Genomic DNA, 25,612 nt, shown 5'->3' with positions numbered 1-25,612 from the left:
GTACCGCTTCGTGTACTTACTTCCCACCTGGTGCTACTTCCTCTGGAACCTCAAGATCCCAGTCTCCAGGTGTCCATGATCAAGGGGAAGCTTCAGTCCTCGTCCAGGTCGCCCAGGTGAAAGAGAAGTTTGCTGCTCACTTCGAGGTCGCATGCCGCGCAGTGGAATCCATAAGGAACGAGGTAGACCCTTTCCTGGCCGGCGACGCCCTGGACGTTCACTAGACCAGCCACCCACCCCTGAGAACCGCAGGCGGGGCACTGTTTCGGCGCTTCCCGGCTCATGGTGATCAACGGCTGGCTGGTGATCGCGGCCAGAACCACATCACGCTCTTTGCGTGACATATGCCCGAAGCGCTGCTCGAACAGTGAGCGTGCCTTGACCAGCAGAGCTTCCGCCGCGACACGCTCTTGCCGCACCTGCTCATCGACCAGCTTGTCGTGCAGGACGCGGTAGGGGCCCCAGTAGCTGTTCGGATCGACTTTCAATTCTTCGAGAACCGGGTCGACGAGGCGCAAGCAGACCGTGAACACCGCTTCAGCTTGTGCCGAGTCGTGTATCGCGCTGTGGGCAACCCCATTGCGGGCGTCCGCCAGGGGCTCGAGGGCCTTCTTGTCGATCGGGATCTTCCTGGGAAGCAGCCTCAGAACCCGCTCATGGGCTTCAGCAAGGCCGATGGTCTTGACCTTGGTCAGAGGAGCTGCGTGGGAGCCCAGGCCTGTGGCATGGAGCAACGAGTCGAAGTGCCGGCCGTCGACGATCAGAGCCGGGTGGATTCCAGCGAGGTAGGCCTTGAGCAGGTGCTCTGTCGCGACGCCGGAGTGGTGAACGGCGAAGTCGTAGCTCTCGGGCCCCTCGACAAAGGCCGCCAGCGCCGCATTCATCCATCTTTGAGATGAACTTTTCAACTGCTCTGAATCCATGTCCGAGACGATAGGGCCGCGGGATCGTCAAGCGCTCCGGGATTGCCGGTAGCGAGGCGACAGCGGCCGCGCCACCGTGCTGTGGACCGACATCACCGTCGCAGGGCTCCCAAGAGTCACCGCGGTTAGGCCGCATCCACCGACACCCTGTCCGCGGGGGAAGGTGCAGCAGTCGCGCGCTGGCGGGCAGCGCGCAGTTCGCCCAGACGCTGGCGCAGGAGGAATTCGGCGGTGCAGCGGCCCGCCGCGTCCGCGGCCTCGTCTGCAGCAGCCTCGGCGCCTCGGCCCCAGCGCCGAAGGCACGCCTCGTACGCCGCGTCAGCCTCCGCCACCGCCTCCGGCGACCCGAGCAGCCGACGCAGCGCGGCCGCGCGCCGCTCGTCCCGGATCTGCTGCGTCACCTGCGGCGCAGTGAACGCTGCCCAAGCCGGATCGGCGTCCGGACCGCAGGCTCGCTCGCACGCCAACGCCAGGAGGCGACGGGTGTCCGCCTCGCACTGCTGGGTGAGCCTGTCGACCGCGGCCGCGTCCAGGAGGTCAGCCCGCACGGCGACCGCCAGATCGACCGCCTCCCGCACGAGTTCCTCGGAGCGCCGCCAGTAGGAGCACACCGGGCACAGGCCAGCGGATTCGGGCAGCCCGCAGTCCGCACACGACGCTTGCCTCCGGGCCAGTTCCGCCTCTTCCTCGAGGGCACGGCGCCGCGTGATCGCCCGCTGACGTTGCTCAACCTCACGCTCGGCCCGAGCACGGCGGACCTGCGCCATCTGCTCCTCGAGGGCGGTTTCCTCGCGCAGGCGCCGCTCGGCCTCGGCACGGCGCGCGGCCGGATCGCTGTACAGCATTTCGGCCTCGACCCCGGCCGCGACCCGGGCCCGCAGCGCGCGCCGCGTCTGGACGATATTTCCGCAGGTCGGGCAGTCGGTGCCGGTGTCCAGGCGGATGCCGTCGTCGCACCTCAGGTCTGGGCAGGCAGGGCGCTGAACCAGGCCCCGACCAAGCAGCCAGCCCATCGGATCGCGTACCCGGGCCTCGCCCCCGACCTCCTCCAGCCGATCGGTGAGCCGGGCCGCGAGCACGCGCGGCGCTGCCTTCGGGTCCACGATCCCGGACAAGGCCCCAAGGGCCTGCTCAGCAGCGCGAACGGCGACGGCCTGCTGGCCGCGACGGAGCTGCCCCCACAGGTAGGCCACCGGAGCCAAAGCGACCTGCAAACGAAGATCGCCAAGGTCAGCCACCCGCCGCTCTTGCTGCCGCTGTTCACCAGCACCATCCACGACCCTCAGCCGCAAAGGGCTCTCCGAGCCTGCCGTCGGCAATCCCCCACCTGGACACTCTCCCTGGTTTTCCCCGCGCAGCGGGCCATCTCCACCGATCGCCCGCTGGGACGAGGCATCTGCAGCGTCCGCAGCCTGGCTCTCGTGCGTGTACGCGCTCTCCGGCTCATCACAGAACCCCGGATCGGCGTAGCCGGAAAACCCAAGACCATCAGCACCCTCAGAAGACACATCAGCCACAGAAGAGTGATCAGTGTGAAGGGATGCCGTAGTCGCGAGGTCTCCCTCATCAGTCCCACACCACCCACGGGTCCCGCTGACCTGTGCTTTTGTCGGCGGAAGGAGGTTCTCACTAGGCCATGCCGTACCTGCGAGGTCTCCAACGAGGCCATCAGCAGCATCCGCGCTTCCCTGGCGGCCGCCGTGCGCGGCCGCAACCGCCGGCACCACCAGCCGCGTCGCCTGCCGCAGGCCAGACACAGTCTGCCGCCGCGGGCGCTCCACCAGCCTGGCGCCCTCCAGCCTCTCCAAAACCCGCTCCGCCTGCGACAGCGAGCGCCCCAGCAGCCGGGCCAGAGTCGCTACCGGTCGGCCGTAGCGCTTATCGACCCGGCCACCGCACAGCCGCACCCGCCCCGTCTCCCCCGCCTCCAGCACCAGCAGCAGCAAAGCGAGCCGGTCCGTCGCAGCACCATGCCCCGTACGGGCACCCAGCAGCCCGGCCGGCGTCACCCGCCCATCCCGGTGCGCCCAGCCCGGCGCCATCAGGGCCTCCATCAGCCGCAGCAACGTGGCGAGTTCCGGCTTCGTCAACCGCAACGGATGCCCGACCTTGTTCTGGGCCTCCCACATCGGAAGCACCCGGCAAGTCAGACCCCAGTCCTCGCCGAACTCGCCCGTCAGCGTGTCGACATCCACCACACCGGAACGACGCAGGCCCGGCACGACCGCATGCCGAACCCTGGACACCGACAGCCCGAGCCACCGGCCCAGCTCACGAGCGCGGATCTCCACCACGCCGGTCTCGGACGGCGTACGGGAAGCCAGCACTACCACCGCCAGCCGCACCGGGTCCGACGCCTCCTCAAGGCCCGGACTGTCCAGCAGCGTCCGTACGGCGGTCGCCGAGCGGGAACGAGCATCCTGGCCGAGTGCTAGGGAATGTCCCGGACCGCGCTTCGCAGCCGGTCCCGCCATCACCGGCACCGAGTGCAGCCAACGACGTCGCGGCGAACGTCGGCGGGCGGCGGGCACCGCCACGGCGCTCACTTGGACACCCTGGCGAACCGCGCACGGGTGGCAGCACCAGTCCGCTGGCACGGCGAGGTGGCCGACCGAAGGGGAAACTGTGACCGGATAGACGGCGCAAAATGCGCCAACCGGGCATGGATAGGCTGACAAAGGCCAGCACGATGCTGCAACATGGTTCCTGCCTCGCTTTGACATCGAGGTGGGCATGAAAAAGGCGCCTTTGGCGCTGGTTCGTGGAGAACCAAGATCGAACTGTTCGGCCGGCCGCTAACCGGACGGACAATCCCTTCAGGGGGTCGGCAAACCCTCTGGTGGCAGATGGGACGCCATCAGCCGAGGTGACCGCTAATCACCTGGGTGGCCGGGCGTCCCGGCGGCTCTAAGACCCGTTCAACGGGCGCCGCCACAGACGACTACGACATCTCGCCCCCTTCCGGGGCGGAGGTGCACCCGCAGCTGGATCGGCGCGGGAAGACAAAGAAGGCACCCCGCCGGAGCGATGCACGCGTCATCGCTGCCACAGCGGGTGCCTTGGAGTGTGTCTGTCGGAGGGTACGGGTACCCTGCTCCATGTCGAGACCTTCCCTGGATAGGTCAGCGGCCGTGCCCCGGAGCACCACCTCGCGGGGCTTAACCATGTCTATATGGATCTTATTCAGGGACACGGTACTCCCCTGAGATCCCACAAAGACACCCCGGTACCGCTCGTGTCGCCAATGGGCGAGCGCTTCCTGACGGGGTGCCAGAACCAGTCGCTGACCTGCCCCGCTCCACACGCAGGGCACCGCCCGTGCATCATGAGCGGTATGCATGCGACGCAGAAGCCGAGGCACGACGATCCCCTCGATGTGGAGACCTTCGCTCGCCCTGACCAGCAGCGCCGGTACATCGCGGCCATGAATCGCATCGCCGCAGACCGCGGCTCCGATACGCCGGTCCGCGTCTACGTCAGCGCCAGTCCCAAGACCGTCAACGACTCGAACTGGCAGCGTTGGCTGAAGCGCATCACGGAGGACCTGCCCGAAGGCGTCGAACTTCTTCACTACCGCTCGGCCTTCGAGGAAGGCTCCTACGAGTGGGACACGCTTGCGGACCAGCTCGACGGCCTCGTCGTCATCGGCCGGCCTAAGCGTCTCGGTAGTCGCGTCCACGTCCTCGGTCCCGTAGCCCGCCTCGAACTCCGCTCGCTCGTCGCGAAGAAGCCTGTCCTGCTTTTCACCCATAACCTCGGGCTCGTCCCAGTGATCGACTGCATGAGCCAGGTCATGCCCCCGTCCGGCGCGCCGAGGCTCAAGTTGATTGCTCCGAAGCGCTGGAATCGCCGCTCGTCCACGCTCAATGCCGCCCTGGACGCCCTCCGGCCAACCGGCGTCACCAGCCAGGAGCCTGAACCGCCCCGAGACCTGGGGGCTCACCTGGTGGCTCCGTTCGCCGTCGGGGCGCGCTGACGGCTGATGGCGGCATCGTGGTGCCCAGCGCTTCGGGAATGTCATCGAGTCCCGCCTCCGCCAGGCAGTCTTGTGTCGTAGTAGTAGGCGAGCACGGCCTCGGCTCCCGAGCCTTGTGCGGTGGCTATGCGCTGGAAGCGCGCAGACCGAAGGTCTCCTGCGATTCGAATGCGCCGGTGCTGCTGGTCCGGCCGGCAGTAGCCGTCCTCGTCAGAGACGAGCCCAGCCAGTGCAGCCGGCTTGTTCCCGAGATTGTTGAGCACTGATGTGACGGAGTAGATCGTTTTGGCCCCGTCGTGGCCCTTCCCCTCGACCGTCCAGCCCTCGCCGTACCTGGGCTTGGTAATCGCGACCTGTGAAACGGGGAGAATTCGTACGCGAGGGTCGTCCTCGACTTCGGCTGCCTTGTATCTGTCGGTCGGTGGGCACAGCACATGCAGTGTTGTCGTCACATTCGGGTGAGCTCGCAGCCAGGTTCCGAGTGGGCGATCAGCACCGAGGACGTACGTTCGGCCTCTGAGCTCCTGCGCCGTGGCGCGCCAGAGTGGTGGAGCGGAGAACTCGGAGGGAGCGGTTACCCACTCCACGTCGGAGGGAGCGAGGTCGGTCACGCCAGTGGCGACCACGATGGTTTCCGCAGTGAGCACGTGGCCGTCCGCGAGGGTGAGTTCGGCTCGGTCGGCGTGTCCGCTGGCCTTTACTGCTCGGCCTTGCTCGAGTGTGGAGCGGCCTGCCCTCTGCAGGCGCTCAAGGTCCGCGGCCAGTGCCTCGGCGAGCTGCGGGCCGGTCGTCCAACTGCCCGGTACGTTTCCCAGAGCGCTGATTCTGTGCAGCTTGCCGCCTACGGGTCCGGCGTCCAACACCGTGGTCCGGAGGTTGAGGCTGGCTGCCATGACCGCGGCCGCTACCCCGGCCGGGCCGGCGCCGACCACGAGGACGTCGGTGTCGCATGCCCGTGCATTCATGCGGACGCTCCCTTGGGTCCGGTGATGCGGGAAAGGACAGTTTCGCTGGTGACCAGGTGGTTCGGGCTGATGTTCCGTGCTGCCATCAGAAGCGCCGCGTCGTGGTACTGGGCTCCGCCGGTGGAGGCGCAGGCGTCGGTGACGATCCACGGCCGGTACCCGTTGTGGTAGGCGTCCCTAGCCGAGTCGTACACGCACGCGTCCGTGTCGATCCCGCACAGCACCAGGTCGGTCCATCCCGCAGCCCGAATGAGCTGAGCTCCCTCGGGCGTGAACACGGAGGCCTGGTTTTTGTCGATGATGGCGGTCGCATCGGCGGCGAACGGAGCGAGCTCGGTAGCGAGAGCCTGCTCCTCGGGCGAGCGCAGCCGGGTCCACCCTGTGATCGTTTCGTAGGGCGAACCTTGTTTGTTGTGGAACCGGGTCAACACCACAGGTGCGCCCGCTGCCCGCCAGCTCTCAATGAGCTGCACGATCGCGGGGAGAACTCCACGGCTGTGCCGGTTGACGAAGCCCTGCTGTACATCGATGACCAGCAGCGCTGCCGAACGAGGTTCCACCCAGTCCGCCTTCCATATGCCTGTTATGGGTTGCTGTCTCGCAGTGCATCCTGGGCGGCGCGAAGCCGATCAGGGAGTTCGCTCGTGGCAAGGATCGCCTCGCGCATCACCCGATGCTGGGCGGTCTCCGTCGGCCTTGCCGTCGTCAGCCGGACGTACGCGCCGCGCAGGAAGCGCCACCCGTACGCCGGGGGCATCACCGGGTCCTGCCCTTCTTCGATCATGCGCAGGATGTGCGACGACAGCGCCCACAGCGCCTGGACGTCCAACTCCAGGGCAACGATCTGGCTCGTCGTCAGGGCACGCTCGTCCGGCTGCGGGTGATAGGACACTCCAGACCAGCCGGCCACTCCCCTCGAGGCACCGCCGTCGAAGGCCACCGCTTCCGGGTGCGCCCAGCCTTCGTGGAACTTCGCGTCCTCAACACCGGCTCCGAGAGGCCGGATGTTCTGTGGGTCTTGCCGGTTGACGAGGACCGACGGCGTCGTCAGCAACTGCAACGCGGGATCGAGTTCCGTCTTCGTCCATGAGTGATTACGTAACTCGTACACGCTCAGGACGTATTCCGGGTCCGGCGAGGGACCAATCACTGTCCCGGCGGGGCTGTGCTGCTCCAACAGGTGCGTCATGCGCTGACCGACCCAGGCGCGATCCGTCAGGTACGACCTGTATCTCCACAGCGCCAACTCGGTCAGGGATTCGACGCGTTGGTGCTCCTCCAGGAGCGCCAACGCGATCCCGCACGCGAAGACATGGACTGTGGAGGCGTGTGCCGTCCGGTGCTCACCAGGCAGAACCCGCTGCTCAAGGCCTCCCGGGCCCGACGGTCGGGGCACGCCAGCAGCGTAGAGCGATCCGAGTTGCTCCCCCAGGTACACCGGCAGGAACTTGTAGGAGACAACGGTGCACGGTGCTGGCTGGGCCACCTCAGCCCCTGCGGCACTAACAGGTTCCCCGCGCTGTGCCGCCAGCCGGAAGCGAAAGGCCTCCTGCTCTTCCGGCGTGCACCGGGCAAGCGCCGCGTCGAGAATCTGTGCCATATGGGGACGGCACTCGCGAGTTGGGTCTTCGCGCCAGTGAGAGACCGTCCGGGGACTGATGCCGAGGTCGTCAGCGAAATCGCGGACGGACTGGCGTTTCACCGACCGCAGCAGCAGTCCCTCTTCACCTGTCCACCGATCCACAGCGATCACTACACACCCCCAGACGGGTCCTTGAACAGGCAGCAGAGGCCGTATTGCCACGCTAAGTCCACACCACTGCTATGCGGGGGCATCTCGCTCACAGTCCATGCGCCTGAAGCTAGTTGGCAACGGATCCAGCCATTCAGTGATCGGTCGGTAGCCCCCATGTCGTCAGGCGTCGAACTCGTAGTCGAGGACGTACGAAGCCGAATCAAGTGTCATCTCGTTAACCTCGACCACGCGTTGGTCCTCGGCGAACGCCGTCCTGCAGATCTTGAGCACAGGACGCTCGAGGGACATTTCCAAGGCGACTGCCTCTTTGCTCGTGGGCAGAAGGCCGCGGATCTCCTCGCGGAAGTGCACGGGGGCGTGCCCAAGATCGGCGAGTCGCGCGTACACCCCACCCGGCCCGGTATCCGCCTGAGTGATCGCCGACCCTGCCACAAGGCTGTACGGCAGGTACGACGTCGCGATCATGACCGGACGCCTGTCGAGCGTGTAGCGCCGCGACCGTGCGCAGGCGGTCTCCTCATCGCTCAGTCCCAGCATGCGCTGGATGTGAGCCGGGGGGATGAGCTCTTTAACGGCTACTTGGTCGACATCCAACGGTCGGTTCTCGTCTGCGGCCCAGATGGATTTGCCGCTCCCCCACTGATCTCGTGCCAGGCGTTGAATGCCTCGTCGCCGGATGGGATGGAAGGCCTGAACGAAGAAGCCGGCCCCCTTCCGGGACTCGGCGAGTCCTTGGCTCGTGAGCATGCGGAGTGCTCGGCGGGCGGTCATCGGAGACACGCCGTACTGCGGCGCGAGGACGTTCTCCCCCGGCAACCGGGCCCCGGGGCCATACGTGCCCAGCTCGATCGCCGCCTTCAGGGCGTCAGCGATCTGCAGGTACTTGGGCTGCTCGTCGCCCGATTCATCCGCCATACGACTCCTCACCTCGCTAGCGATCCTAGGTGCCTCGATGTCTAGCGCCAGCGTCGTGGTGGCCCAGGTCGCTGATCTGTGACCCCCTTGGGTGTATTTCGATATCGAAGCTCTTGACTTCGATAGTGAGCATAGCCTCTACTGGAAGCAGCTTCGATATCGAAGTGCGGAGGAGCGGACTACCGTCTCGGCGCGCTGAGTTGACGCCGTCTCGAGGCCGGACCTCCACCCGGAACCGCCGTAGGCAGGGCCGGTAGGGAACGGACGTGAGTTCCGATCCCGACGTACGACCAACCGCATAGCGCAGCCTGCTCGCCATCGCTTACATGCGGCGCCGGGGTGACCGACCACCGAGTCGACACGATGTCCCCCGACGGGTTTGAGCAGGGCAGCCCGACAGCAGTTGCGCTGCCTGTCCTCCACGATCCGACTGCGGGTTTCCGCTGTACGGCTCCTGGTTGGCAGGGAACGCAACCCAGTCACTCCCCCCGCCTAGGAGCTCGTCTTGCGTGTCAGCAAGCTGCCCCCGTACCGGCTCAGCGACTTCCGACCCCAGCACGTCAACCTCCGTGAAGGAGAGGTTCCGACTCTCCGTTGCCCGGAGTGCGAGGGCTGGCACTCGATCAAGCGCAGTCTCCTGACACCGCACTACCCGCAGCCCGGGAAGCGGTGCTCGGGAAGCGCGCGGCGCATCGTCTTCGACATGACCGTCGAGGAGTGGGGTGCCGCTCTGGTCGAGGGTGCCCTTGAGGCCGGTGCCCGCCGGAGCAAGCAGCAGTTCCACAAGCCGGCTCCTCCGTCGGGGCAGCCGGTCCACCGTATGTCGCACACGGCGCAGTTGTCGCCGCTTGAGCGGGCGCGGCAGGCGATCGCTCGTCACCAGGCTGGCTGCAAGATCTGCAGTGGCGGCAAGCGGTGCCGGATGCCGCGGATCCTGGCCCAAAGCGAGGCGGGCCGTGCCGGATTGGCGGCGCTGGAGCGGGCGTTGCAGGCAGTCGCCCGTCACCGTGTCGCCTGCGCCGACTGCAAGACCGGCCAGTTCTGCCCGATGGGCTTCGAGTTGGCCGAGCGGAAGGCATGGACGGAGCAGACCCGCGAAGACGTAGTGCGTCAACAGGTCCGCGAGCAGCGAGAAGAGCAGAGCTGGGAGCGCGGTCGTGACCGCCGTATCGCCCTTCGGCGAGCGTCGGACTGGCGCCGGGTGGAGCGCGACGTTCGCCGTACCGACCGCGAACGCGCACAGCGTCCTGCAGGCGCCGACTCCCCGAACGATCACACCAACGTGCCGTTGGAGCCGATCCGCTTCTAGCGCTCTCCGCCTCCGGGTTTCTGGCCTGGCTCGGTGGTTGTCCCGCCCGTCCACTCCCCCAGGCGGGTGGGCTCCAGCCAGACCAGCACCCTCCTGCGTCACCTGTGATCGCCGCCCGTGTGACGTGCGGCGATGGCAGGGGGTAGCAGGACCACTTCAGGTCAGCAGCCCTGCTGGGTTGGCCTCCGCCAGGGGAGGCCAACCCAGCCCGAGGAAAACCGAACAACGAGAACGGCCCCGGGGTGCGTCCCGGGGCCGTTGTCGATCGTCCGCCCATCTCAGGTGAGAGGAAGTACGACCTTGCTGAGGAACATGATGACATCCCGCGCGCCGCTTGGTGCACAGGGGGACGAGCACCCGAGCCAGGAAGACGAGGCGCTGCGCCGGGCCAGGGAGCACGACCAGAGGGGTGGGACCCGGTGACGGTCACTGTCTTCGGTACCGGCACTCTGCACGCCGCGGCCGTGGACGAACGACTCGTGGTCCCCGAAGAGGTGCCGGGGCTGGCGTTGACCGAGCGGCGGCACGGCTTCTGCGCTGAGATGACGGCCTCCCCGGAGGCCTTCAGCGCTGTTCGCGCGCTGACCCGCTCGGTGGCGACGACGTACGGCGCGGGCCTGGGCCTCGCTGATTCCGCCGAACTCGTGGTGTCCGAGCTGATGGGCAACGTGCTGCGGGCCAGCTCGGAGAACGAGCTCGTCCCGCTGATCGCCGAGGTGTATGCCGTCCCGTCCGGCGTCGAGGTGATCGTTCACGACGCCGTGCCGGGGCAGCCGGACCGCCGCGATGTCGCCTTGGACAGCGCCGAGGCGATGTCCGGACGCGGTCTGCACCTGCTCGACCTGCTGACCGATCACTGGACGGTCGAGCCGTCGCCGCTCGGCAAGCAGATCAGGTGCCGCCTCCGGTCTGAGTGACACCAGCTGTCTTACGGGGCGGACGGTCGGAAGGTCAGCCTCTGCCACTGCAGCGCCACCGCACCTGGCGGGGCCGGAGATCACCGCGCCCAGCCGCCCCCATTCCCCCGCAGCCCCAGGAACTCCGCGTTCCTGGGGCTGCCCGCATCTGCGATCCCAACGGAGGACCCCATGCAGGACATCCAGGACCTCGTCAGCCTCTCCGCTGCCCACATGCCCGCCTCCGAGGCCGGCGTCGACTGGGGCACCAGGCCGTTTGCCGGGAGGAAGACCCCGAGCTGTTCTTCCCGATCGGCAACACCGGTCCGGCGCTGCTGCAGATCGAGGAGGCCAAGGCGGTCTGCCGTCGTTGCCCCGTCATCGAGCGGTGCCTCCAGTGGGCGCTCGAGTCCGGTGAGGACTCCGGCGTGTGGGGCGGCCTCAGCGAGGACGAACGCCGCTCCATGAAGCGCCGCGCCGCCCGCAACCGGGCCCGCCAGACCAGCGCCTGACCAACCACGACATGCAGCCCTGCCCAGCCCGTCGCCACCGGCCCGGCCACCGTCGGCCCGGTGGCGGCGGAGAACGCAGGGACCGCCCGCCGCGACGACACCGACGCCGCGCCCCCCGGTCCACACCGTCCCCCACTCACAAGGGAGTTCGTCCATGCCCGAGACCTCCGCCACCCAGCCGTGCACGCACACGCCGTACTGCCCGCCCGCCGACAGCCCCGCTCGGGAGGCCGCCCAGACGGTGGCCAGCCACCCCGAGCAGGGCTGGAGCCTCCTGTGCAACGGGCTTCTCGTCTTCGAGGACACCGGCGAGCTGCTGCCCGACGGCCGTGTCATCGCCCCGCACCGCCCCACCGACGCCCTGCACCTGGCCAAAGCCTGACCCCGAACCGGCTCCCACGATCCGACAACCGAAGGGCATCTGCCGTGGCGCTCCTGATCACCTTCATCTTCGTCCTGGTCCTGGTCGTCGGCTCCGTGACGGCCGCGGCCGCCGGCTCCGGCGCGCCCGCCGAGGACCGAGCGACCGACCAGAGCTGAACCCCCTGTGTTGCCTGTCGCCCCCGGCTGCGTACGTCGGGGACGGCGGGGAGCTGCAGGGACCTCCCCCGATCCCCACGCTCCAAGGTCGGCCTCCCCGATGGGAGGCCGACCTTCCTGCTGCCGGGCCCGGTGCGACCACTCCCCCCGTACCGGGCCCGGCTTCCGCCTCCGTTCCACCAGCCCAAGGAGCTGATGATGAACAGCCCCAGCCCTCCGCCCCCTGAGCCGAACGGCGATGGCACGCCCAACGGACTGAGCAGACTGCACTGGATCCTGATCGGTGTCGTCGTCGCCGGTGCCGCCGTCATCGCCGCGATCGGCTTCTCCGGCTCGTACGCCGCCGTGCGCGAGCTCGCCGTCGACCGCGGCTTCGGCGACTTCGCCCACCGCTACGTCCTCGTACGCAAGGAAGAGCCAGCCCGCCGCGAGGCCCGCAAGCAGTCGGCACCGGCCACCCGCAAGGCGCAGTGGACCAGCGCGGCGGCGAGACGGTCGAGACGGCGAACAACCAGTGCCGCCCCCGCCTGGACGGCACGGTCTCCGAATACCGCGGCCCCCAGGTCCCGACCAAGCCGCTCCGCGTCAACGCCTGACCACGGCCCCGGCCGCCCCACATCGAAGGGGCGACCGGGGCCGTGGCTGCTCGTACAGCAGTCGACTCCCCAAGTGGGGAGTGATCGCGACAGCCCTTGGGATTGCGGCCCGTGGGGCTGTCCAGGACCTGAATCGGAGGACCTGATGCAGCAAAGCATGACACGCACCATCCCCGCCCCGGCGAACGGCCCGGACCGCGAGCGCACCGTCGCTCTCCACCGGCTGGTCCGCCACCTGGTGGTCGACGGCGACGCGCGGGCCGCGAAGGCCGGCCGCCGCGCCCGCCGCACCCTCTCCGAGATGGAGACGGTCCGGTGAACGCCGTCCTCAGCCTGACCGACGCGGAGCGCGAGGAGCTCTCGCGTAAGAACGCTGAGCAGAACAAGCGGTCGGAGAACAACCGTCGCTGACTCCCCCGGCATTGCCCGTCGTCCCCGCCCCGTCCCGGGCGGGGTCGGCGGAGAGCGCCGGGAGCTCATCCCCGCTCCGGCCATCCGGCCGCAACACGTGAACAGCCCCGGGGATTGCGCCCCCGGGGCTGCCGTACGGACCTTCTGGAGGCCCTGATGAACCGCTACATCGTACGCACCAGCTACGCGCCCGACGCGGACCTGCCGGTCAACACGAACTGGCGCGACCGCAGCGCGTGCCGCGAGGAAGACCCCGAGCTGTTCTTCCCGATCGGCAACACCGGCCCGGCGCTGCTCCAGATCGAGGAGGCGAAGGCCGTGTGCCGTCGCTGCCCGGTCATGGAGCGCTGCCTGCAGTGGGCGCTGGAGAACGGCCAGGAGCACGGCGTGTGGGGCGGCCTCGACGAGGACGACCGGCACCGGATGAAGCGCCGCGCCGCCCGCAAGCGCGCCAACGCCTGACCGCTGGACGGGACCGGCGGGCAAGTTCTGGCCCGCCCCGCAGCACTGCCATCGACCGGCCGCCCACACGACGGGCGGCCGGTCTTTCGCACGCCTCCAGCCCGGGAAAGCCTCGGGCTCCCTTCCTCCTCGGGAGAGCTCATGGACCGCACCACCACAACCGTCACCGGCACCCGGCTGCCGGACTCGCTGTGCACGCACACCCCGAAGTGCCCGTCGGCCGACAGCCCGGACCGCGAGGCCGCCGCCGTCGTGGCCGGCCACCCGGAGCAGGGCTGGAGCCTGCTGTGCAACGACGTCCTGCTCTTCGAGGACACCGGCGAGCTGCTCCCTGACGGCAAGGTCATCGCCCCGCACCGGCCCCTCGTGGCCGCGGCCTGACAGCTGCCCGATCCGCCCGCACCGACCGCTGAACCTCGTGGCGGCCGGATCGGGCGGTGACAGGGAGCCGGACAGTCCGGACCCAACGACCCCTGAGAGAGGCTCACATGCCCAAGACGACGAACACCCCCGCCACGCCCGCCATCGTGTTCACCGACGCCACGCTGCGTAAGGCCCAGGAGATCACGGCCGACTCGTACCTGCCGGTGTGGATCGGCCCGTCCGGCGAGGAGTCCTCCGGCGAGGCCGTGGCCCACCACCTGGAGGCCACCATCGCCCTGCTGGACAAGGACGGCTGGATCCGCGCCTACAACTACAACCGGGACCGGTCGAGCGGCGCGGACCTCCCCGACGACGACTCCATGACGGTCAAGGCGATGCTCCGGGAGCTGCTGCGGTTCGTGCGCGAGGAGAGCGACAGCGACCCGCAGCGGCCCCTGGCCGCCGCGCTGCGCCACGTCGGCGAGGACGGCGCCCACGGCGACACGGACACCGCCTTCGTGGCGGACTGCGTCCTGGACCGGGTGATCCAGGCCCACACCGGGTCCGACTCCGCCCGCGCCACGCCCTGGTCGGAGCGGCGGCACCGCACCCACGCGGACATCACCGCCCTGCTGACCGCGGGCGCCCGGTTCGCCCGCACCTACGGGCCCGGCCAGGAAACAGCGGCCGCCTGATCCCCGGACGCTGACCGCACCAAGACGACGGCCCTCCGAGTCCCCGGCAATTCAGCTGCCGGGGCCTCGGAGGGCCTGGTCACGACCTTACCCACCGCTGCAGATCCACGGTGCCCCTTCTCGGAGGCGCCCGGAAAGAGAGGACATTCCGTGGCCACCAAGCCCGCCACCCGCCGCAGGCGCCCCGCGGCGAACCCGAAGCCCCGCAACGGGCGCGCCAAGGCACCGGCGACGCCGGCCTCCGTTCCCGCCCAGGCCCTCGCGCCCGAGGAGACGGTGCCGCTGGTCTTCCCGGAGGCCGATCCGGTCCTGGCCGACGCCACCGACCGCGCCGCCGACCTCCGGGGCCAGGCCGCCGACGACGCCGCGCGCATCCTCGCCGACGGCGAGACCCGCGCTGCCGAACTTCTGGACGGCGCCCGCTCGCAGGCGGCCTCGATCACCGAGGCGGCCACCACTGAGCAGGCCCGTGTCCTCGCCGCCGCCCAGGCCGACGCCGACCAGGTCCGCAGCGACGCCGCGAGCACCGCGGCCGCCGACGCGCAGCAGGTCCTCGCCGACGCCGAAGCGAAGGCGGAGCAGCTGCTCGCCGACGCACGCCTCGAGGCCGACACCGTCACGACGACGGCAACCGGCAAGGCCGACCAGGTCCTCACCGACGCCAAGGCGGCTGCCGAGGAGCTGCTCGCCGACGCCCGCCGCCATGCGGAAGAGGTCACCACCACGGCGGCCGCGCAGGCGGAGCAGGTGAAGACCGAGGCGGCGCAGGCCGCCGCGAAGGCCCTCGCCGACGCGGAGACCAGGCGCACCGAGCTGCTCGCGGCTGCGGAGCGCACCGCTGCGGAGACCCGCACTCGCGCCACCACCGACGCCGAACAGGTGCTGGAGCGGGCGCGCGGCGAGGCCGACCGGATGCGCGAAAGCGCTGACGACCAGGTCGCACAGGTGCGGGCCGGAGCGGAGAAGGTGGCCGCCGGCCTTCGTGCCGACGCCGACCGCGCCCTGGACGACGCCCGCACCTCCGCTGAGGAGCTGCGGGCCGCCGCCGACAAGGACGTCACCCGACTGCGTGAGCAGGCCGAAGCGGATGCGAAGACGGCCCGGGAGGCAGCGGCGAAGGCCACGGCCGACCAGGCCGCCGCCTCGCAGGCCCGAGCCGAGGCCGAACGGGTCATGGAGGCGGCGACGCAGCGCACCGTGCAGCGGGCCCGCCGCCGGGAGATCCGGACCGAATCACGCGCCAAGCGCCGCCAGGCACGGGCCGACGCCCGGCCCGTCGGCGGGGTGCCGCCGTTGTCCGGGCAGGAACTGGTGCTGGTCGTCGCGATCGTCCTCGCGGCCGCTGTCGTCTCCACCCTCGGTCTGCTCTCCTCCTACACCGCGCTGGAGACCAAGGCGGCCGGATGGGGCTGGGAGTGGCCGTGGCTGCTGCCGGTCGGTATCGACGTCGCCATCCCGGCCTTCACCGGCGCCAACCTGGTCCTGATCCGCATGGGCATGGAACTGCGCTGGATCCGCTGGGTGCCCCGCGCGCTGACGGCGGTGACCGTCTACCTCAACTGGAACGCGGCGGACTCCGCGTCGGGCCGCCTCGGGCACGCCGCCCTCACCCTGCTGTGGGTGATCTTCTCAGAGATCGCCTCCCACGTGTACGCCACGCGGATCGGCGCGGTCACCGGCAAGAAGCGGATGGAGACGGTGCGCCGCTCCCGCTGGATCCTCGCCCCGATCCCCACCGCTCGCCTTCGCCGCCGGATGATCCTGTGGGAGATCACCTCCTACGACGACGCGCTCTCCCGCCTCCAGCAGGAGACCTGGATCCGAGCGCGGCTGCGTAAGGAGCACGGTCTGCTGTGGCGCTGGAAGGCTCCGCTGGAGCAGCGGATGGCGCTCAAGCTCGGCAGCGCGCCCGCCGCGCTCGCCGACACGCTCGCCCCCGAGGACGCTCACACGGTCGAGCTCGGTGAGGAAACCGAGCGCGCTCACCCCGACGTGAGCGCGCTCACCTGCGGGGAGGTTCGCGGTGAGCGTGAGCGCCCGGCGCTCACCTCCGGCGCTCACAAGGGTGAGCGCGCCACGGGTGAGGCGGACGCTCAGCGAGCGGAGGACGCTCGTACGCGCAGCGAGACGGAGGCGCTTACCGAGCGCCGCCACGCTCGTATCCGTCTGCTCTACACCGAGCTCGGGCGTCGTCCCGAGTGGCGGGAGATCCGCGACGCGCTCACCGACGCAGGGCTGTCCGACAAGCCGGTCTCCCGCCCGACCGCTCAGCGCCTGCGCGCTCAGGTCGAAGAGGCCGCCCCGGGCGCGTAGGTGAGCGCCCGGTGAGCGCCGACGCGCTCACCTTCTTGGCAGAACCCCTGCCGCTCATGGTCGCCACCGGCTCGCGCTCGCTCATTGAGCGCGGACCGGTGACGGCCACGGCCGGCAGGCCGCTCGCCCGTACCGCGCCCACCCGGGAAGCGGTGCGGGCGAGGTTCGTTCCGACTACCACCCCAACCCCGCGCAACAGCCTCGGGGAGCACGGACTCCCCCTCCCCAACCCCGAGACCCGGAGGTCTTCTCGCATGAGCAGCAACGACCCGAACTACTCGCCTCTGCGCGATGTCGCGCAGAACCCGGAGGCGACCGCCCGGTACCTGGCCGACGTTCAGCGGGTCCTGCTGGACATCGGCAAGAACCTGGAGACCCTCGCCCAGGAGATCCGCGTCCACTGCCGCGACACCCACGTCGAGGGCGACCGCTGGTTCGACGCCTGGCTGCGCGCCCAGCCCGTGGAAAAGGCATTCAAGGACGTCTTGAAGAACGTCGAGGCCGTCACCAAGGGCCTCGAAAAGGGCGCCTACAAGCGCCGCGCCCACGATGAGGCGGTCGCAAATACCGCCCGAAAGCGAAAGGAAAAGGAGCTGGAAAAGCAGCGCAAGAAGAACCCGCAGCCGCTCCAGGCCGCGCCGAATCCGCCGCAGCAGGGTGCGCAGAGCCAGAATCTCAGCTATGGTGGTCCCACGTCGATTTACGACATGGGTAACAGGGAGTCGGCGTGACGCGCCCCCTCACCAGCGTCGAACGCTCCATTCAAGGGCGGATGAGCTGGCTGCAGGACGAAGAGCGCAAGGCGATCGAGAGTCGCGGGGAAATCGGCCGGATGGAATTCTGGCTGCGCCTTACTCGGTCCGAAATCACCAAGGAAGTCAAAGCCGGTCGCGGCGATGTCATCGCCGGATTCACGCTGGTCTGCCGCCTCTTCAAGCTGGTCCTGGAGAGGCGGCAGGCGGGCGACCCGCGGCTGTTCGACCACCTCATGCAGTACGCGGACACCGTCCTCAAGCAGCACGGCCCGCGTAACTGAGCGTCACCAATGAAGGCCCCGCCGGGCTCCGGCGGGGCATCGCGCGCGTAAAGCGTGCACACGTGCACGTGCACGCGCGTGCACACGAGACCCCACTGTCTGTCAAGTCCCCCTGGAGGGAGGTGCACCGTGTCCGACGACTCCGATGAGGCCGGCGGCGGAACCCTGGTCCATGGCCCCTGGAGCGGTGATTCCTCGTACGCGCTGCCGCCGATCCCGGATTTCATCGACACCATTCCCCCGCCGGAAGACATTCCGGAGGCTCCCCCGGAGAACCCGGAGGAGACGACGATGGAATTGCCGCCGATTCCGGCTGCTCCGGACCCGGCTACGGCGCTGCGTTCGGAAGGAATTACGGCACCGGAAACCGGTGAAGATGACGGCGAATACGAGGAAGGCGAATACGAGCAGCCTCGTTCTCTCGCTGACCGTCTCGGTGACTGGCTGGAATTCCGGCTGGAAAGGGCGCGGGCGCTTCACGAGGGTGAAGCGCCTTTCCGTGAGGCCAAAATAGCGCGGAAGGCCGCGCTGCTGGAGGGCCGCACCGCGCAGGAAGTCGCGATGATGGAGCAGAACGGAAAACTCCACGCCGCGATGATGAAAGCGAAGGGCGACAAAGCGGCGGCGCGCGGAAAGGCCGACGCCGACCGCATGAAGTCGCCCAGCTCCGGCCTGGGCGCGGACAAGGGCCGCTCGAAGGCCGGCGGCGGAGGCGGCTCGCGCGGCGGAGGGGGCGGCACCGGGCCGTCCCGCAGCAACTCCGGCTCGGGAACGAACCGGCCCAACTCCTCGCGCGGCTCCAACTCCGGCGGCACCGCAGGGCGTTCCGGCTCCGGCTCCGGGGACAGCGGTAGCGGCAAGGGCGGCACGAAGGGCCCTGACCGCTCCTCTGGCGGCCGTACACCCAACTCCGGGCGCGGCGGGACCGCCGGGGGCCCGAAAGGCTCTCAGAAGGGCTCTGGCAGCTCCCACCGGAGCGGCAGCGGCAGCTCGAAGGGCGACGGCGGCCGGGGCCAGCACGGCCCGGCCTCCAACGCCCGTGCCGAGCGGGCCCGCGGCCGCCAGGAGCGCGCCGGCACCCGGCAGGCAGGACGGCAGGAACGGCGCACCGCCGGTCACGCCGCCGGCGTCGCCGACCGGACCAAGAACCGGGACCAGGCCCGCGCGCAGCGGCAGCAGGCCTGGGAGGACCGCCGGGCCAAGAAGGCGGAGCGGGACGCGGCACGGAAGGCGAAGCGGGAAGCCGCCGCGTCCTCCGAGCCGGGCCGCACGACCCTCGGCAAGGCCGTCGGCGAGGAAGCCCAGCGCCGCTGGGACAAGCGCCGCGCCGACACGGAGGCCGCCAAGGCCGCGAAGGACGGCAAGGCCGGCACGGAGAAGGTCAGCCTTACCAAGGACAAGGACAAGGCGAAGAAGGAGGAGGCCGCCAAGGACAAGGGCACGGACGGCAAGGGCGAGAAGGACGCCAAGGACGGCCCTGACGGGGCCTCCAGCGCCACGAAGGACGACGACGACAAGGCGTCCGATGAGCCGGGCAAGGACTCCAAGGCCGGTGACGAGCCGTCTGACGGCTCGAAGAAGAAGCGCCGCCGGTTCCGGCGACGCCGCATCGCCGACACCGACGGGGCCGGACGGCGTCGCCGCACCCGCGGCCCTCGCCGTAGCCGCCGGACCGGACGCCGTGAGCGGCCGGCGGACAGCCCGTTCGGTGCGGAGGACTCCACCCCGACGGTGGAGTGGCCCGAGCACGACACCCGCCCGCCCAAGACCGCAGCCAAGGGCGAGGACGACATCGTCGACGCGGACATCGTCCCCGACGCCCCCGCGGCCGTGACCACCGGCGTCAAGGGCCTGCCGCCCGCGCCGGAGAAGCACACCGCGCGGCCCGGCACCAGCCAATCCCCCACTAGCACGGAAGGGAACAGCGTGAGCAGCTCGCAAGTCAGCAGGCCGTCCGGCGCGGGCGGCCTCGGAGCCCAGCACCGGACGGACATCACGTTCGACCAGTACCTGGTGGAGATGGCGAACATCGCCATCAAGGCCGCCTCCGACCAGGAGCGCGCCGAAGCCCTGATGGAGGCCCTCGCCAAGGTCGCCGACGCCCTGCGGGACATGGCCGCCGACCTGGTCGGCGACCACAACATCTCCACCGCCGTCACCGACCTGATCACGGACCTGGCCGACTCCGCGGCCCGCATGAAGGGACAGGCCCAGCGCTGTGCCGAGCAGTGCGGCCTCGCCAAGGAAGCCGCCAAGCTCGCGGCCGGGATGGTCGCCCGCGTCTACGGCGAGGACATGGCCGCCAAGGAAGACGCCGGCCTCAAGCACGCGTCGGCCGCCGCCCACCACGACTAAGCCCTGGAGGAAACCCGCTGATGAGCAGCGACCTGGCACCCCGCAACACCAGCGCGGCGCCCGCCGTGGCCGACGACGACAACCGGTACAAGGCCGTCCAGGCCAAGCTGGACAAGCTCGGCAAGGCCATGGACGACGCCACCCTCGAACTCGAGGGACTGCGGCGCAGCATGCAGGCCAACGCCAAGCACACCGACAGCGTCGCCACCGACATCGAGAACGCCGACCTGGACCCGAAGTTCGTCAGCCTCACCGCCAATGTGGCCACCGCCCTGGACGGCGCCGCACGGGAGGTGAAGACGCTGTCCGACACCGCCCAGGAGACCGCCGACCTCACCCACGAGACCCGGCGCACCCACGCCAAGCTCTACGGCGCGCTGGACGACATCCGCTCCAACCGGCGCGAGAAGACGCCCCGCCCGGGCTTCTTCAACCGCTGACCCCACTCCCCACCACCCCTCACCACGGGCGGCCCCGCACACAGTGCGGGGCCGCCCGTGCCCGTTCTGCGAAGGAGACCACCGGTGACCACGCCGCGCAGTGTCGCGCTCGAACGCCTCGCCTACACCCTCGCCGCGCCCGTGCTGGCCGTGGCCCCGAACGTCTACCCCGACAGCCCCGTCAGCTCCGTCGTGCAGCTGGCCGGCGCCGCCGCGATCGGCGGCATCTTCCTCGCCGCCAAGAGCGACGAGCCCGGCGCCGGACGCAAGATCCTGCGCTGGTCGCCGCTGGTCCTGGCCGCCGCCGTCGACGTCGCCGCCGGGCACACAGGCGGCTTCGGCCCGTACTGGCTGGACGGACTGCTCGCCGCCGGATGGGCGGCGGCCGGCTCCTTCGTGCTGCCGTTCTCCCGGCACGCCCGCCGCCAGCACCGTCCCGCCGTCGCCGCCCCGGCCCCGCAGCTTCAGCCCGCCGCAGCGCCGGAGCCGTCCCCGGCTATGCCGGACGACGGTGCGGACCTGCTCACCCGCGAGGCGCGGATGATGTGGGAGCGCGCCGGGATGCCCGCCCGCACCCACGTCGTCAAGGCCACCCGGATGCCCGGCATGCGGCACGACATGATCCTGCTGCTGCGCGCCTCGGAGACCGGCCGGCCCATCACCGGCCTGTCCCCCGAGGCCGTCGGCGCGGCCTTCGCCGTGCCCGCGAGCGACGTCGTCCTCGCGGACATTCCGGCCCAGCCCGGCCGCCAGGGCGGACCCGGCTGGATGGAGGCCCGCATCACCCCCGAGGCCAACGCCCGGCGCCGTACCAAGCCGACCGACCAGGAGCGCTGGATCGACCGGGTCGCCGGTCCCAAGGGCGGCGCCCCCGGCTCCGAGCTGGTCCACAAGACCCGCGACAACGAGCGCGGGGTCACCTTCTACCGGGCGAAGATGAGCGACTCCACCGAGTCCCCGCGCATCGACCTGCCCAAGGTCTGCCGGGCGCTGGACCTGCCCGAGGACGACTCCTGTGTCTTCGTCCTCATCGACGGCTCGGAGTTCCTGATCAGCGCGTTCGACACCCCGCCGCTGTCCGCGATCTTCCCCGCCACCCGCGAGCTGCTCACCCCGGACGCCAAGGGCATGTACGTGTGCGGGTTCACCATCACCGGCCAGCCGGTGAAGACGATGGTGTACCAGCACGACAAGAATGCCCCGGCCCACGGCCTCACGCTGGGGGTGTCCCGGTCCGGCAAGACGCAGTTCTTCGCGATCCACATGGCCGCCCAGTCCCTGGACGGCCAGGTCGTGTGGCTGGGCACCGTCCGCAAGGACGAGAAGACGAGCGTGCTGGGTAAGTACATCGACCGGCAGGGCTCGAACGCCCTGTGGATGGCCCGCTCGCTGCGGGCGGCGAAGGCGCTGTGCGAGATCCGGGCGGACATGCCCTGGCCGCACGACGGTCAGCCGCACGACTACAAGCCGGGCGACCCGCGCTGCCCGTACCGGCAGCTCAACGTCTACGGCGATGAGTTCATGACCGCCGCGCAGGACGCGGACTTCGGTGAGTTCATCCAGAAGGACGGCGAGGACCTCACGGTCACCGGCCTGAAGTACGGGATCGGCTTCAACCCGGCCGGGCAGTCGCCCTTCGCGCACAACGGCTTCTCCACCGAGATGAAGGACAACCTGCGCCAGAACTCGAGGCCGGTCATCTTCAACATGGGTTCGCCCGGCGCCACCCGCAAGGCCGCGGAGGGCACCATGGAGAACGCCTACGACGTGCCGACCATCCCGGCCCGCTACTCCCGCAGCGAAGGCTCCGCGATCGAGCGGGCCATGCGCGGCGAGGCCGACCCGGAGAACGGCGTCTCCACGGGCGGCGTCGCCGTCATCGTCCTCGACAACGGCCGCGCCGTGCTCATGCGGTCGCTGTACGCCGACTTCGACACCGACCTGTCCAACCTGTTCCCCAACGAGGTCAACCGGCTCACCGACTACGAGATCAGCGAGCTGGAGAAGCGCGGCCTGTGGTTCGACTGGAACGAGCCCGTGCGGCCCGGCGAGTTCTGGCCCGAGCCCGACGAGGACGACGACGGTGACGGCAAGTCCCGCCGCCGCGGCGGCGGAGGGGGAGGAGGCGGCAAGGGCGGCGGCAAGCGCGGCAGCCGCCGCTCCGAGCCGCAGGTCGCCTCACCCCGCCAGGCGCTGGAGGCCATCAAGAGCCTCACCGACGCCTGAACCCCATCCCCATCCATCCACGGGGCCAGCCCGCCCGAGCGCGGCCGGCCCCACCCCGACACTCGAAGGAGCACCACCCGCCGTGGCCCTCTCCCTCTCCGCCGCCGTGCTGCTGGGCATCATCGTCGCCGTCCTACTCAAGGGCGGCCACGTCCGCTTCGGCTCCATGCTGGCCTGTACCTTGTTCGGCTTCACCCTCGCCGCGACCGGCCTGGCCCCGGCCATCAACAGCGGCCTCGCCTCGATCGCCGGACTGCTCTCCAGCCTCTGATCACCAGTTTCGCCAACGCAGCAGTAAAGCGCCGGTATCGGGCGCATGCTCTTGTCGGGCCCCACCACAGACCCGGGGAGGGACAAGGGCATGGCACACCTGCACTACACCTGCTGGCGCTGCGGCGAAGACTGCGTGGTGCACGGCGTGGGGTGCGACTGCTGCGACCTGGTCGAAGTCCCCGACGAATGGGACTGCTGGAACTGCGGCGCGCTGAACTACACCCCCGACGACTAGCGCCCCTCCCCCTCCCCCGCTGCACGACGCCAAAGGGCGCCGCCGGAGAACGATCCGGCGGCGCCCTTCGGCGTCCCCCGCTTGGAGCCCGCGATGTCCCACACCCCGGCCAGCCCCGCCATAGACCCGCCCGCCCCGACCACCCAGCCCGCCTCGACCGCGCCGCCGGCGGAGCTCACCCTCGAGGAACGCCTGACGTTCATCAAAGCGGCGATGACCGCGCGTCTGGACGAAGCGGCCGTCGCCTACGAGGTCAACACGGCGCACATCCCCACCGAGCCCGTGGACCTGTCCGACGTCGTCACCGTTCCGCTGACCCCGACGCTCCAGCCGCCGCCGGAGTCCTACCCGACGCCGGTCGCGGCCCTTCTGCAGCGCGCCCACCACCGGCTGCTCACCGGCGGCTGGTGCTCCGGCGCGCTGGTCGACGAGGACGGCGCCCGCTGCATGCTCGGAGCCATCCGAGCCGAGGCCCGCGGCGACAGCGGCCTGGAGGCCGACGCGGCCGCCGTGCTCCTGGACGCGATCCGCCGCAAGTTCGGCGACGTCGACTCCGTGCCGTCCTTCAACGACGCCCACGGCAGCAGCCGCGTCCCCGTCCGCATGGTCGACCAGGCCGCCGGTCTCGCCGACGCCCGCGGTCTGTAACCGCTCCGGGACCACTGCCTCGCGCCCGAACCCCGCACCCGGGGGGCCGGACGCGGGGGCAGGCCACCCGGCCGGACACCCACGCACGCCACCGACTTCCCAGACGAAGGAGCGACTGCCCCATGTCCCACAACGACAGGCAGATGAACGGCCAGCACCGCCCGAACAGCATCCTCGACCAGCTCGAACTGCCACCCGCCCGCAAGGGCACGCAGCGCCTGGCGCGGCTGCGTACCGCTTGGCGCAAGTCCTGGGAGGAAGGCGGCTTCCTCCACCAGCGGTGGGAGGAGATCTTCCAGGCCCGGCACGCCGGATGGCACGAGATCGCTGTGTGGATCAAAACGGCCGGACTGCTCGCCGGGCTCAGCCTCATCGTGATGATGGTCGACGCCGCCGGCGACATCGCCTCCGCCACACTCACGGGCCTCTCCGACGTCCAGGCCACCGACGCCGGTGACGGCAGCGGACTGTGGGGCACGGTCGACCACCCGATCCGGGCGTTCCTCGCCGACCAGGCCGCCCACCTCACCGTCACGCCCGCCGCCTTGTACGCGTTCTGGCAACTGGCCGGACTGCTCGGGCTCATCGGCGGGTTCTTCGGCAACGCCGGCGCTCGCATCGCCTGGACGCTGTGGGGCCTGGCAAGCCTGGCCATGATCTGGTCCGCCGCCCCGGCCGGAGGACGCGCCGCCGCCACTGGGCTCGCCGCCCTGATGTGGGCGCTCGCCAGCGCCTTCGCGCTGCGCGGTCTGACCCTGCGGCCCATCGTCCACAACCACCCGCCGCAGTTCATGCCGCAGTTCAACCCCGAGCTCCACCTGCACGCCACCCTCCCCGCCCCCGCCCCGGCGGGCGACGACTTCGACGACAACGTCCACCCGCTCCAGCGCTGACCGCACGCTCCGCACCCGCTGAAGACCTGACGCCCTGCCCGGTCCTCGCCCGCCCCGCACCCAGGGGCCGGGCGAGGACGGGACAGGCCGCCCGGCCGAACGCACCACCCGCCGCGCCCCGCCGACACCAGCACCACGTCGACGGGGCGCAGCGCTGCCCACCGACGACTGGAGGAGATCACTCGTGCTCATCCCCCGCCCGCGCCGCCGGATCGGCCGGCCCCGCCCGCAGCGCCCCGGCCCCCGCTACCCGCAGCGCCCCGACCGGCTGCCCGGCGCCTGGAGCCGCTGATGCCCAGGAGGCGCAGGAAGCGGCGCCGCGAGATCAAGCGCGTGCCCCGCTCGGACGCGTTCCTGCCGGAGTTCGATCGCGGCACGGTCCCCGAAGGACTCGTCACGCGGCGCCAGCTCAGGGACATGGGCCTCAGCCCCGGCGGCAACGACGGCCCGGCCGCGATCCTGCGCTGCAAGTGGTGCTCGTACCGGCCGCAGTGGTCGTGCAACCACCCCACCCGCGGCTTCCTGCTCCGCGTCGACCTGGCCGTGCCCAAGCGCGTCCCGACGCTCGCTCAGGAATGGGCCCTGGACCGGGCCATGGCCGCTCGCCAGACCTGCGGGGACTGCGGGAGGCGGTTCTTTTTCTGCCTCTCGAAGAAGCTCGGCTGTTGCATCGAGTGCTTCGACGGCACGCCCGTGGACCCCAGCAGCTACCTCGCACCCGCAGCCCTGGCCGCTCACCGGCTGGCCGCGTAACGCGGGCCCGGGGGGGGGGGGGGGGGGGGGGGGGGGGGGGGGGGGGGGGGGGGGGGGGGGGGGGGGGGGGGGGGGGGGGGGTGGGCTGCGCCCTCTCGACCCTGTGAGGACCGCAAAGACA

The 25,612-nt window shown here is 70.3% G+C and carries 25 protein-coding genes and 1 pseudogene; 20 read left to right on the top strand and 6 right to left on the bottom strand.

What is annotated here, in order from left to right; translation table 11 throughout:
- Positions 1 to 92: 92 nt before the first annotated feature.
- Together ACZ5C2_RS37525 and ACZ5C2_RS37520 are read right to left on the bottom strand one after the other, a co-directional pair.
- The gene (locus ACZ5C2_RS37525; protein WP_468801273.1) at positions 93 to 923 is read right to left on the bottom strand and encodes a hypothetical protein; all 831 of its coding nucleotides are present in this window, start codon (positions 921 to 923) and stop codon (positions 93 to 95) included.
- Positions 924 to 1,048: 125 nt separating this feature from the next.
- A complete protein-coding gene (locus tag ACZ5C2_RS37520) occupies positions 1,049 to 3,469 on the bottom strand; it encodes a hypothetical protein (RefSeq protein WP_468801272.1) in 2,421 nt (806 codons plus the stop codon).
- 788 nt (positions 3,470 to 4,257) lie between these two features.
- Here ACZ5C2_RS37520 and ACZ5C2_RS37515 point away from each other — a divergent pair.
- Positions 4,258 to 4,899 carry a hypothetical protein gene (locus ACZ5C2_RS37515; RefSeq protein WP_468801271.1) on the top strand — a complete coding sequence of 214 codons (642 nt, stop codon included), beginning with the start codon at positions 4,258 to 4,260 and terminating at the stop codon, positions 4,897 to 4,899.
- Positions 4,900 to 4,940: 41 nt separating this feature from the next.
- On the opposite strand, the gene ACZ5C2_RS37510 is transcribed toward ACZ5C2_RS37515, so the two are convergent.
- From ACZ5C2_RS37510 to ACZ5C2_RS37495, 4 genes are all read right to left on the bottom strand, one after another.
- Positions 4,941 to 5,864 carry an FAD-dependent oxidoreductase gene (locus ACZ5C2_RS37510; RefSeq protein ID WP_468801270.1) on the bottom strand — a complete coding sequence of 308 codons (924 nt, stop codon included), beginning with the start codon at positions 5,862 to 5,864 and terminating at the stop codon, positions 4,941 to 4,943.
- Positions 5,861 to 6,451 carry a cysteine hydrolase family protein gene (locus ACZ5C2_RS37505; RefSeq protein WP_468801281.1) on the bottom strand — a complete coding sequence of 197 codons (591 nt, stop codon included), beginning with the start codon at positions 6,449 to 6,451 and terminating at the stop codon, positions 5,861 to 5,863. The genes ACZ5C2_RS37510 and ACZ5C2_RS37505 overlap by 4 nt, the downstream gene beginning before the upstream one ends.
- Positions 6,448 to 7,464 (bottom strand): helix-turn-helix domain-containing protein, encoded by a 1,017-nt coding sequence (locus tag ACZ5C2_RS37500; RefSeq protein WP_468801268.1) that lies wholly within the window; start codon positions 7,462 to 7,464, stop codon positions 6,448 to 6,450. The genes ACZ5C2_RS37505 and ACZ5C2_RS37500 overlap by 4 nt, the downstream gene beginning before the upstream one ends.
- Positions 7,465 to 7,779: 315 nt before the next feature.
- On the bottom strand, positions 7,780 to 8,535 hold the full coding sequence (locus ACZ5C2_RS37495) for a GntR family transcriptional regulator (protein ID WP_468801267.1): 756 nt from the start codon (positions 8,533 to 8,535) through the stop codon (positions 7,780 to 7,782).
- Between the two features lie 703 nt (positions 8,536 to 9,238).
- Here ACZ5C2_RS37495 and ACZ5C2_RS37490 point away from each other — a divergent pair.
- The 19 genes and pseudogenes from ACZ5C2_RS37490 to ACZ5C2_RS37400 all read left to right on the top strand — a co-directional run bounded on the left by ACZ5C2_RS37490 (position 9,239) and on the right by ACZ5C2_RS37400 (position 25,491).
- On the top strand, positions 9,239 to 9,844 hold the full coding sequence (locus tag ACZ5C2_RS37490) for a hypothetical protein (RefSeq protein ID WP_468801265.1): 606 nt from the start codon (positions 9,239 to 9,241) through the stop codon (positions 9,842 to 9,844).
- Between the two features lie 419 nt (positions 9,845 to 10,263).
- Positions 10,264 to 10,761, top strand: coding sequence for an ATP-binding protein (locus ACZ5C2_RS37485; RefSeq protein ID WP_468801263.1), 498 nt, complete (start codon positions 10,264 to 10,266; stop codon positions 10,759 to 10,761).
- Positions 10,762 to 11,000: 239 nt separating this feature from the next.
- Positions 11,001 to 11,252 (top strand): WhiB family transcriptional regulator, encoded by a 252-nt coding sequence (locus ACZ5C2_RS37480; protein WP_468801279.1) that lies wholly within the window; start codon positions 11,001 to 11,003, stop codon positions 11,250 to 11,252.
- Positions 11,253 to 11,406: 154 nt separating this feature from the next.
- On the top strand, positions 11,407 to 11,634 hold the full coding sequence (locus ACZ5C2_RS37475; protein WP_468801261.1) for a DUF5999 family protein: 228 nt from the start codon (positions 11,407 to 11,409) through the stop codon (positions 11,632 to 11,634).
- A 356-nt stretch (positions 11,635 to 11,990) separates the two neighbouring features.
- Positions 11,991 to 12,179 (top strand): annotated as a pseudogene (locus ACZ5C2_RS37470) (hypothetical protein); the annotation flags it as partial.
- A gap of 776 nt (positions 12,180 to 12,955) precedes the next feature.
- Complete coding sequence (locus ACZ5C2_RS37465; RefSeq protein WP_468801259.1) at positions 12,956 to 13,261, top strand: WhiB family transcriptional regulator; 306 nt, start codon at positions 12,956 to 12,958, stop codon at positions 13,259 to 13,261.
- Positions 13,262 to 13,450: 189 nt separating this feature from the next.
- Positions 13,451 to 13,642 (top strand): DUF5999 family protein, encoded by a 192-nt coding sequence (locus ACZ5C2_RS37460; protein ID WP_468801277.1) that lies wholly within the window; start codon positions 13,451 to 13,453, stop codon positions 13,640 to 13,642.
- Positions 13,643 to 13,749: 107 nt separating this feature from the next.
- The gene (locus ACZ5C2_RS37455; RefSeq protein ID WP_468801257.1) at positions 13,750 to 14,319 is read left to right on the top strand and encodes a DUF6197 family protein; all 570 of its coding nucleotides are present in this window, start codon (positions 13,750 to 13,752) and stop codon (positions 14,317 to 14,319) included.
- Positions 14,320 to 14,469: 150 nt separating this feature from the next.
- Complete coding sequence (locus ACZ5C2_RS37450; RefSeq protein WP_468801255.1) at positions 14,470 to 16,632, top strand: DUF2637 domain-containing protein; 2,163 nt, start codon at positions 14,470 to 14,472, stop codon at positions 16,630 to 16,632.
- Between the two features lie 254 nt (positions 16,633 to 16,886).
- Positions 16,887 to 17,363: a hypothetical protein gene (locus tag ACZ5C2_RS37445; protein ID WP_468801275.1), complete on the top strand. Its 477-nt coding sequence runs from the start codon at positions 16,887 to 16,889 to the stop codon at positions 17,361 to 17,363.
- Complete coding sequence (locus tag ACZ5C2_RS37440) at positions 17,360 to 17,668, top strand: hypothetical protein (RefSeq protein WP_468801253.1); 309 nt, start codon at positions 17,360 to 17,362, stop codon at positions 17,666 to 17,668. The genes ACZ5C2_RS37445 and ACZ5C2_RS37440 overlap by 4 nt, the downstream gene beginning before the upstream one ends.
- A gap of 129 nt (positions 17,669 to 17,797) precedes the next feature.
- A complete protein-coding gene (locus ACZ5C2_RS37435; RefSeq protein WP_468801251.1) occupies positions 17,798 to 20,023 on the top strand; it encodes an ATP/GTP-binding protein in 2,226 nt (741 codons plus the stop codon).
- 20 nt (positions 20,024 to 20,043) lie between these two features.
- On the top strand, positions 20,044 to 20,463 hold the full coding sequence (locus ACZ5C2_RS37430) for a conjugal transfer protein TraB (RefSeq protein WP_319130236.1): 420 nt from the start codon (positions 20,044 to 20,046) through the stop codon (positions 20,461 to 20,463).
- Positions 20,464 to 20,547: 84 nt separating this feature from the next.
- A complete protein-coding gene (locus ACZ5C2_RS37425) occupies positions 20,548 to 22,689 on the top strand; it encodes a chromosome segregation protein ParM (RefSeq protein ID WP_468801249.1) in 2,142 nt (713 codons plus the stop codon).
- Between the two features lie 82 nt (positions 22,690 to 22,771).
- Entirely contained in the window at positions 22,772 to 22,960 is a 189-nt protein-coding gene (locus ACZ5C2_RS37420) for a hypothetical protein (protein ID WP_189985984.1), read from the top strand.
- Positions 22,961 to 23,050: 90 nt separating this feature from the next.
- Entirely contained in the window at positions 23,051 to 23,197 is a 147-nt protein-coding gene (locus ACZ5C2_RS37415) for a hypothetical protein (protein ID WP_158101671.1), read from the top strand.
- Positions 23,198 to 23,290: 93 nt separating this feature from the next.
- The gene (locus ACZ5C2_RS37410) at positions 23,291 to 23,845 is read left to right on the top strand and encodes a DUF6197 family protein (RefSeq protein WP_468801247.1); all 555 of its coding nucleotides are present in this window, start codon (positions 23,291 to 23,293) and stop codon (positions 23,843 to 23,845) included.
- Positions 23,846 to 23,967: 122 nt separating this feature from the next.
- Positions 23,968 to 24,738: a hypothetical protein gene (locus tag ACZ5C2_RS37405; RefSeq protein ID WP_468801245.1), complete on the top strand. Its 771-nt coding sequence runs from the start codon at positions 23,968 to 23,970 to the stop codon at positions 24,736 to 24,738.
- A 291-nt stretch (positions 24,739 to 25,029) separates the two neighbouring features.
- The gene (locus ACZ5C2_RS37400; RefSeq protein WP_468801243.1) at positions 25,030 to 25,491 is read left to right on the top strand and encodes an RRQRL motif-containing zinc-binding protein; all 462 of its coding nucleotides are present in this window, start codon (positions 25,030 to 25,032) and stop codon (positions 25,489 to 25,491) included.
- The last annotated feature ends 121 nt before the right edge of the window (positions 25,492 to 25,612 follow it).

This window comes from Streptomyces sp. NPDC031365 (assembly GCF_055569765.1).
The sequence above is the reverse complement of the archived record's forward strand: the minus strand, read 5'-3'. Positions and strand labels throughout refer to the sequence as shown.

Bases quoted from the DNA above. Each gene is read 5' to 3' on its own strand.
- ACZ5C2_RS37515 (WP_468801271.1), top strand. From the start codon at position 4,258: ATGCATGCGACGCAGAAGCCGAGGCACGACGATCCCCTCGATGTGGAG.
- ACZ5C2_RS37455 (WP_468801257.1), top strand. From the start codon at position 13,750: ATGCCCAAGACGACGAACACCCCCGCCACGCCCGCCATCGTGTTCACC.
- ACZ5C2_RS37405 (WP_468801245.1), top strand. From the start codon at position 23,968: ATGTCCCACAACGACAGGCAGATGAACGGCCAGCACCGCCCGAACAGC.
- ACZ5C2_RS37400 (WP_468801243.1), top strand. From the start codon at position 25,030: ATGCCCAGGAGGCGCAGGAAGCGGCGCCGCGAGATCAAGCGCGTGCCC.
- ACZ5C2_RS37430 (WP_319130236.1), top strand. From the start codon at position 20,044: ATGAGCAGCGACCTGGCACCCCGCAACACCAGCGCGGCGCCCGCCGTG.
- ACZ5C2_RS37415 (WP_158101671.1), top strand. From the start codon at position 23,051: ATGGCACACCTGCACTACACCTGCTGGCGCTGCGGCGAAGACTGCGTG.
- ACZ5C2_RS37465 (WP_468801259.1), top strand. From the start codon at position 12,956: ATGAACCGCTACATCGTACGCACCAGCTACGCGCCCGACGCGGACCTG.
- ACZ5C2_RS37490 (WP_468801265.1), top strand. From the start codon at position 9,239: ATGACCGTCGAGGAGTGGGGTGCCGCTCTGGTCGAGGGTGCCCTTGAG.
- ACZ5C2_RS37445 (WP_468801275.1), top strand. From the start codon at position 16,887: ATGAGCAGCAACGACCCGAACTACTCGCCTCTGCGCGATGTCGCGCAG.
- ACZ5C2_RS37525 (WP_468801273.1), bottom strand. From the start codon at position 923: ATGGATTCAGAGCAGTTGAAAAGTTCATCTCAAAGATGGATGAATGCG.
- ACZ5C2_RS37410 (WP_468801247.1), top strand. From the start codon at position 23,291: ATGTCCCACACCCCGGCCAGCCCCGCCATAGACCCGCCCGCCCCGACC.
- ACZ5C2_RS37510 (WP_468801270.1), bottom strand. From the start codon at position 5,864: ATGAATGCACGGGCATGCGACACCGACGTCCTCGTGGTCGGCGCCGGC.
- ACZ5C2_RS37495 (WP_468801267.1), bottom strand. From the start codon at position 8,535: ATGGCGGATGAATCGGGCGACGAGCAGCCCAAGTACCTGCAGATCGCT.
- ACZ5C2_RS37500 (WP_468801268.1), bottom strand. From the start codon at position 7,464: ATGGCACAGATTCTCGACGCGGCGCTTGCCCGGTGCACGCCGGAAGAG.
- ACZ5C2_RS37475 (WP_468801261.1), top strand. From the start codon at position 11,407: ATGCCCGAGACCTCCGCCACCCAGCCGTGCACGCACACGCCGTACTGC.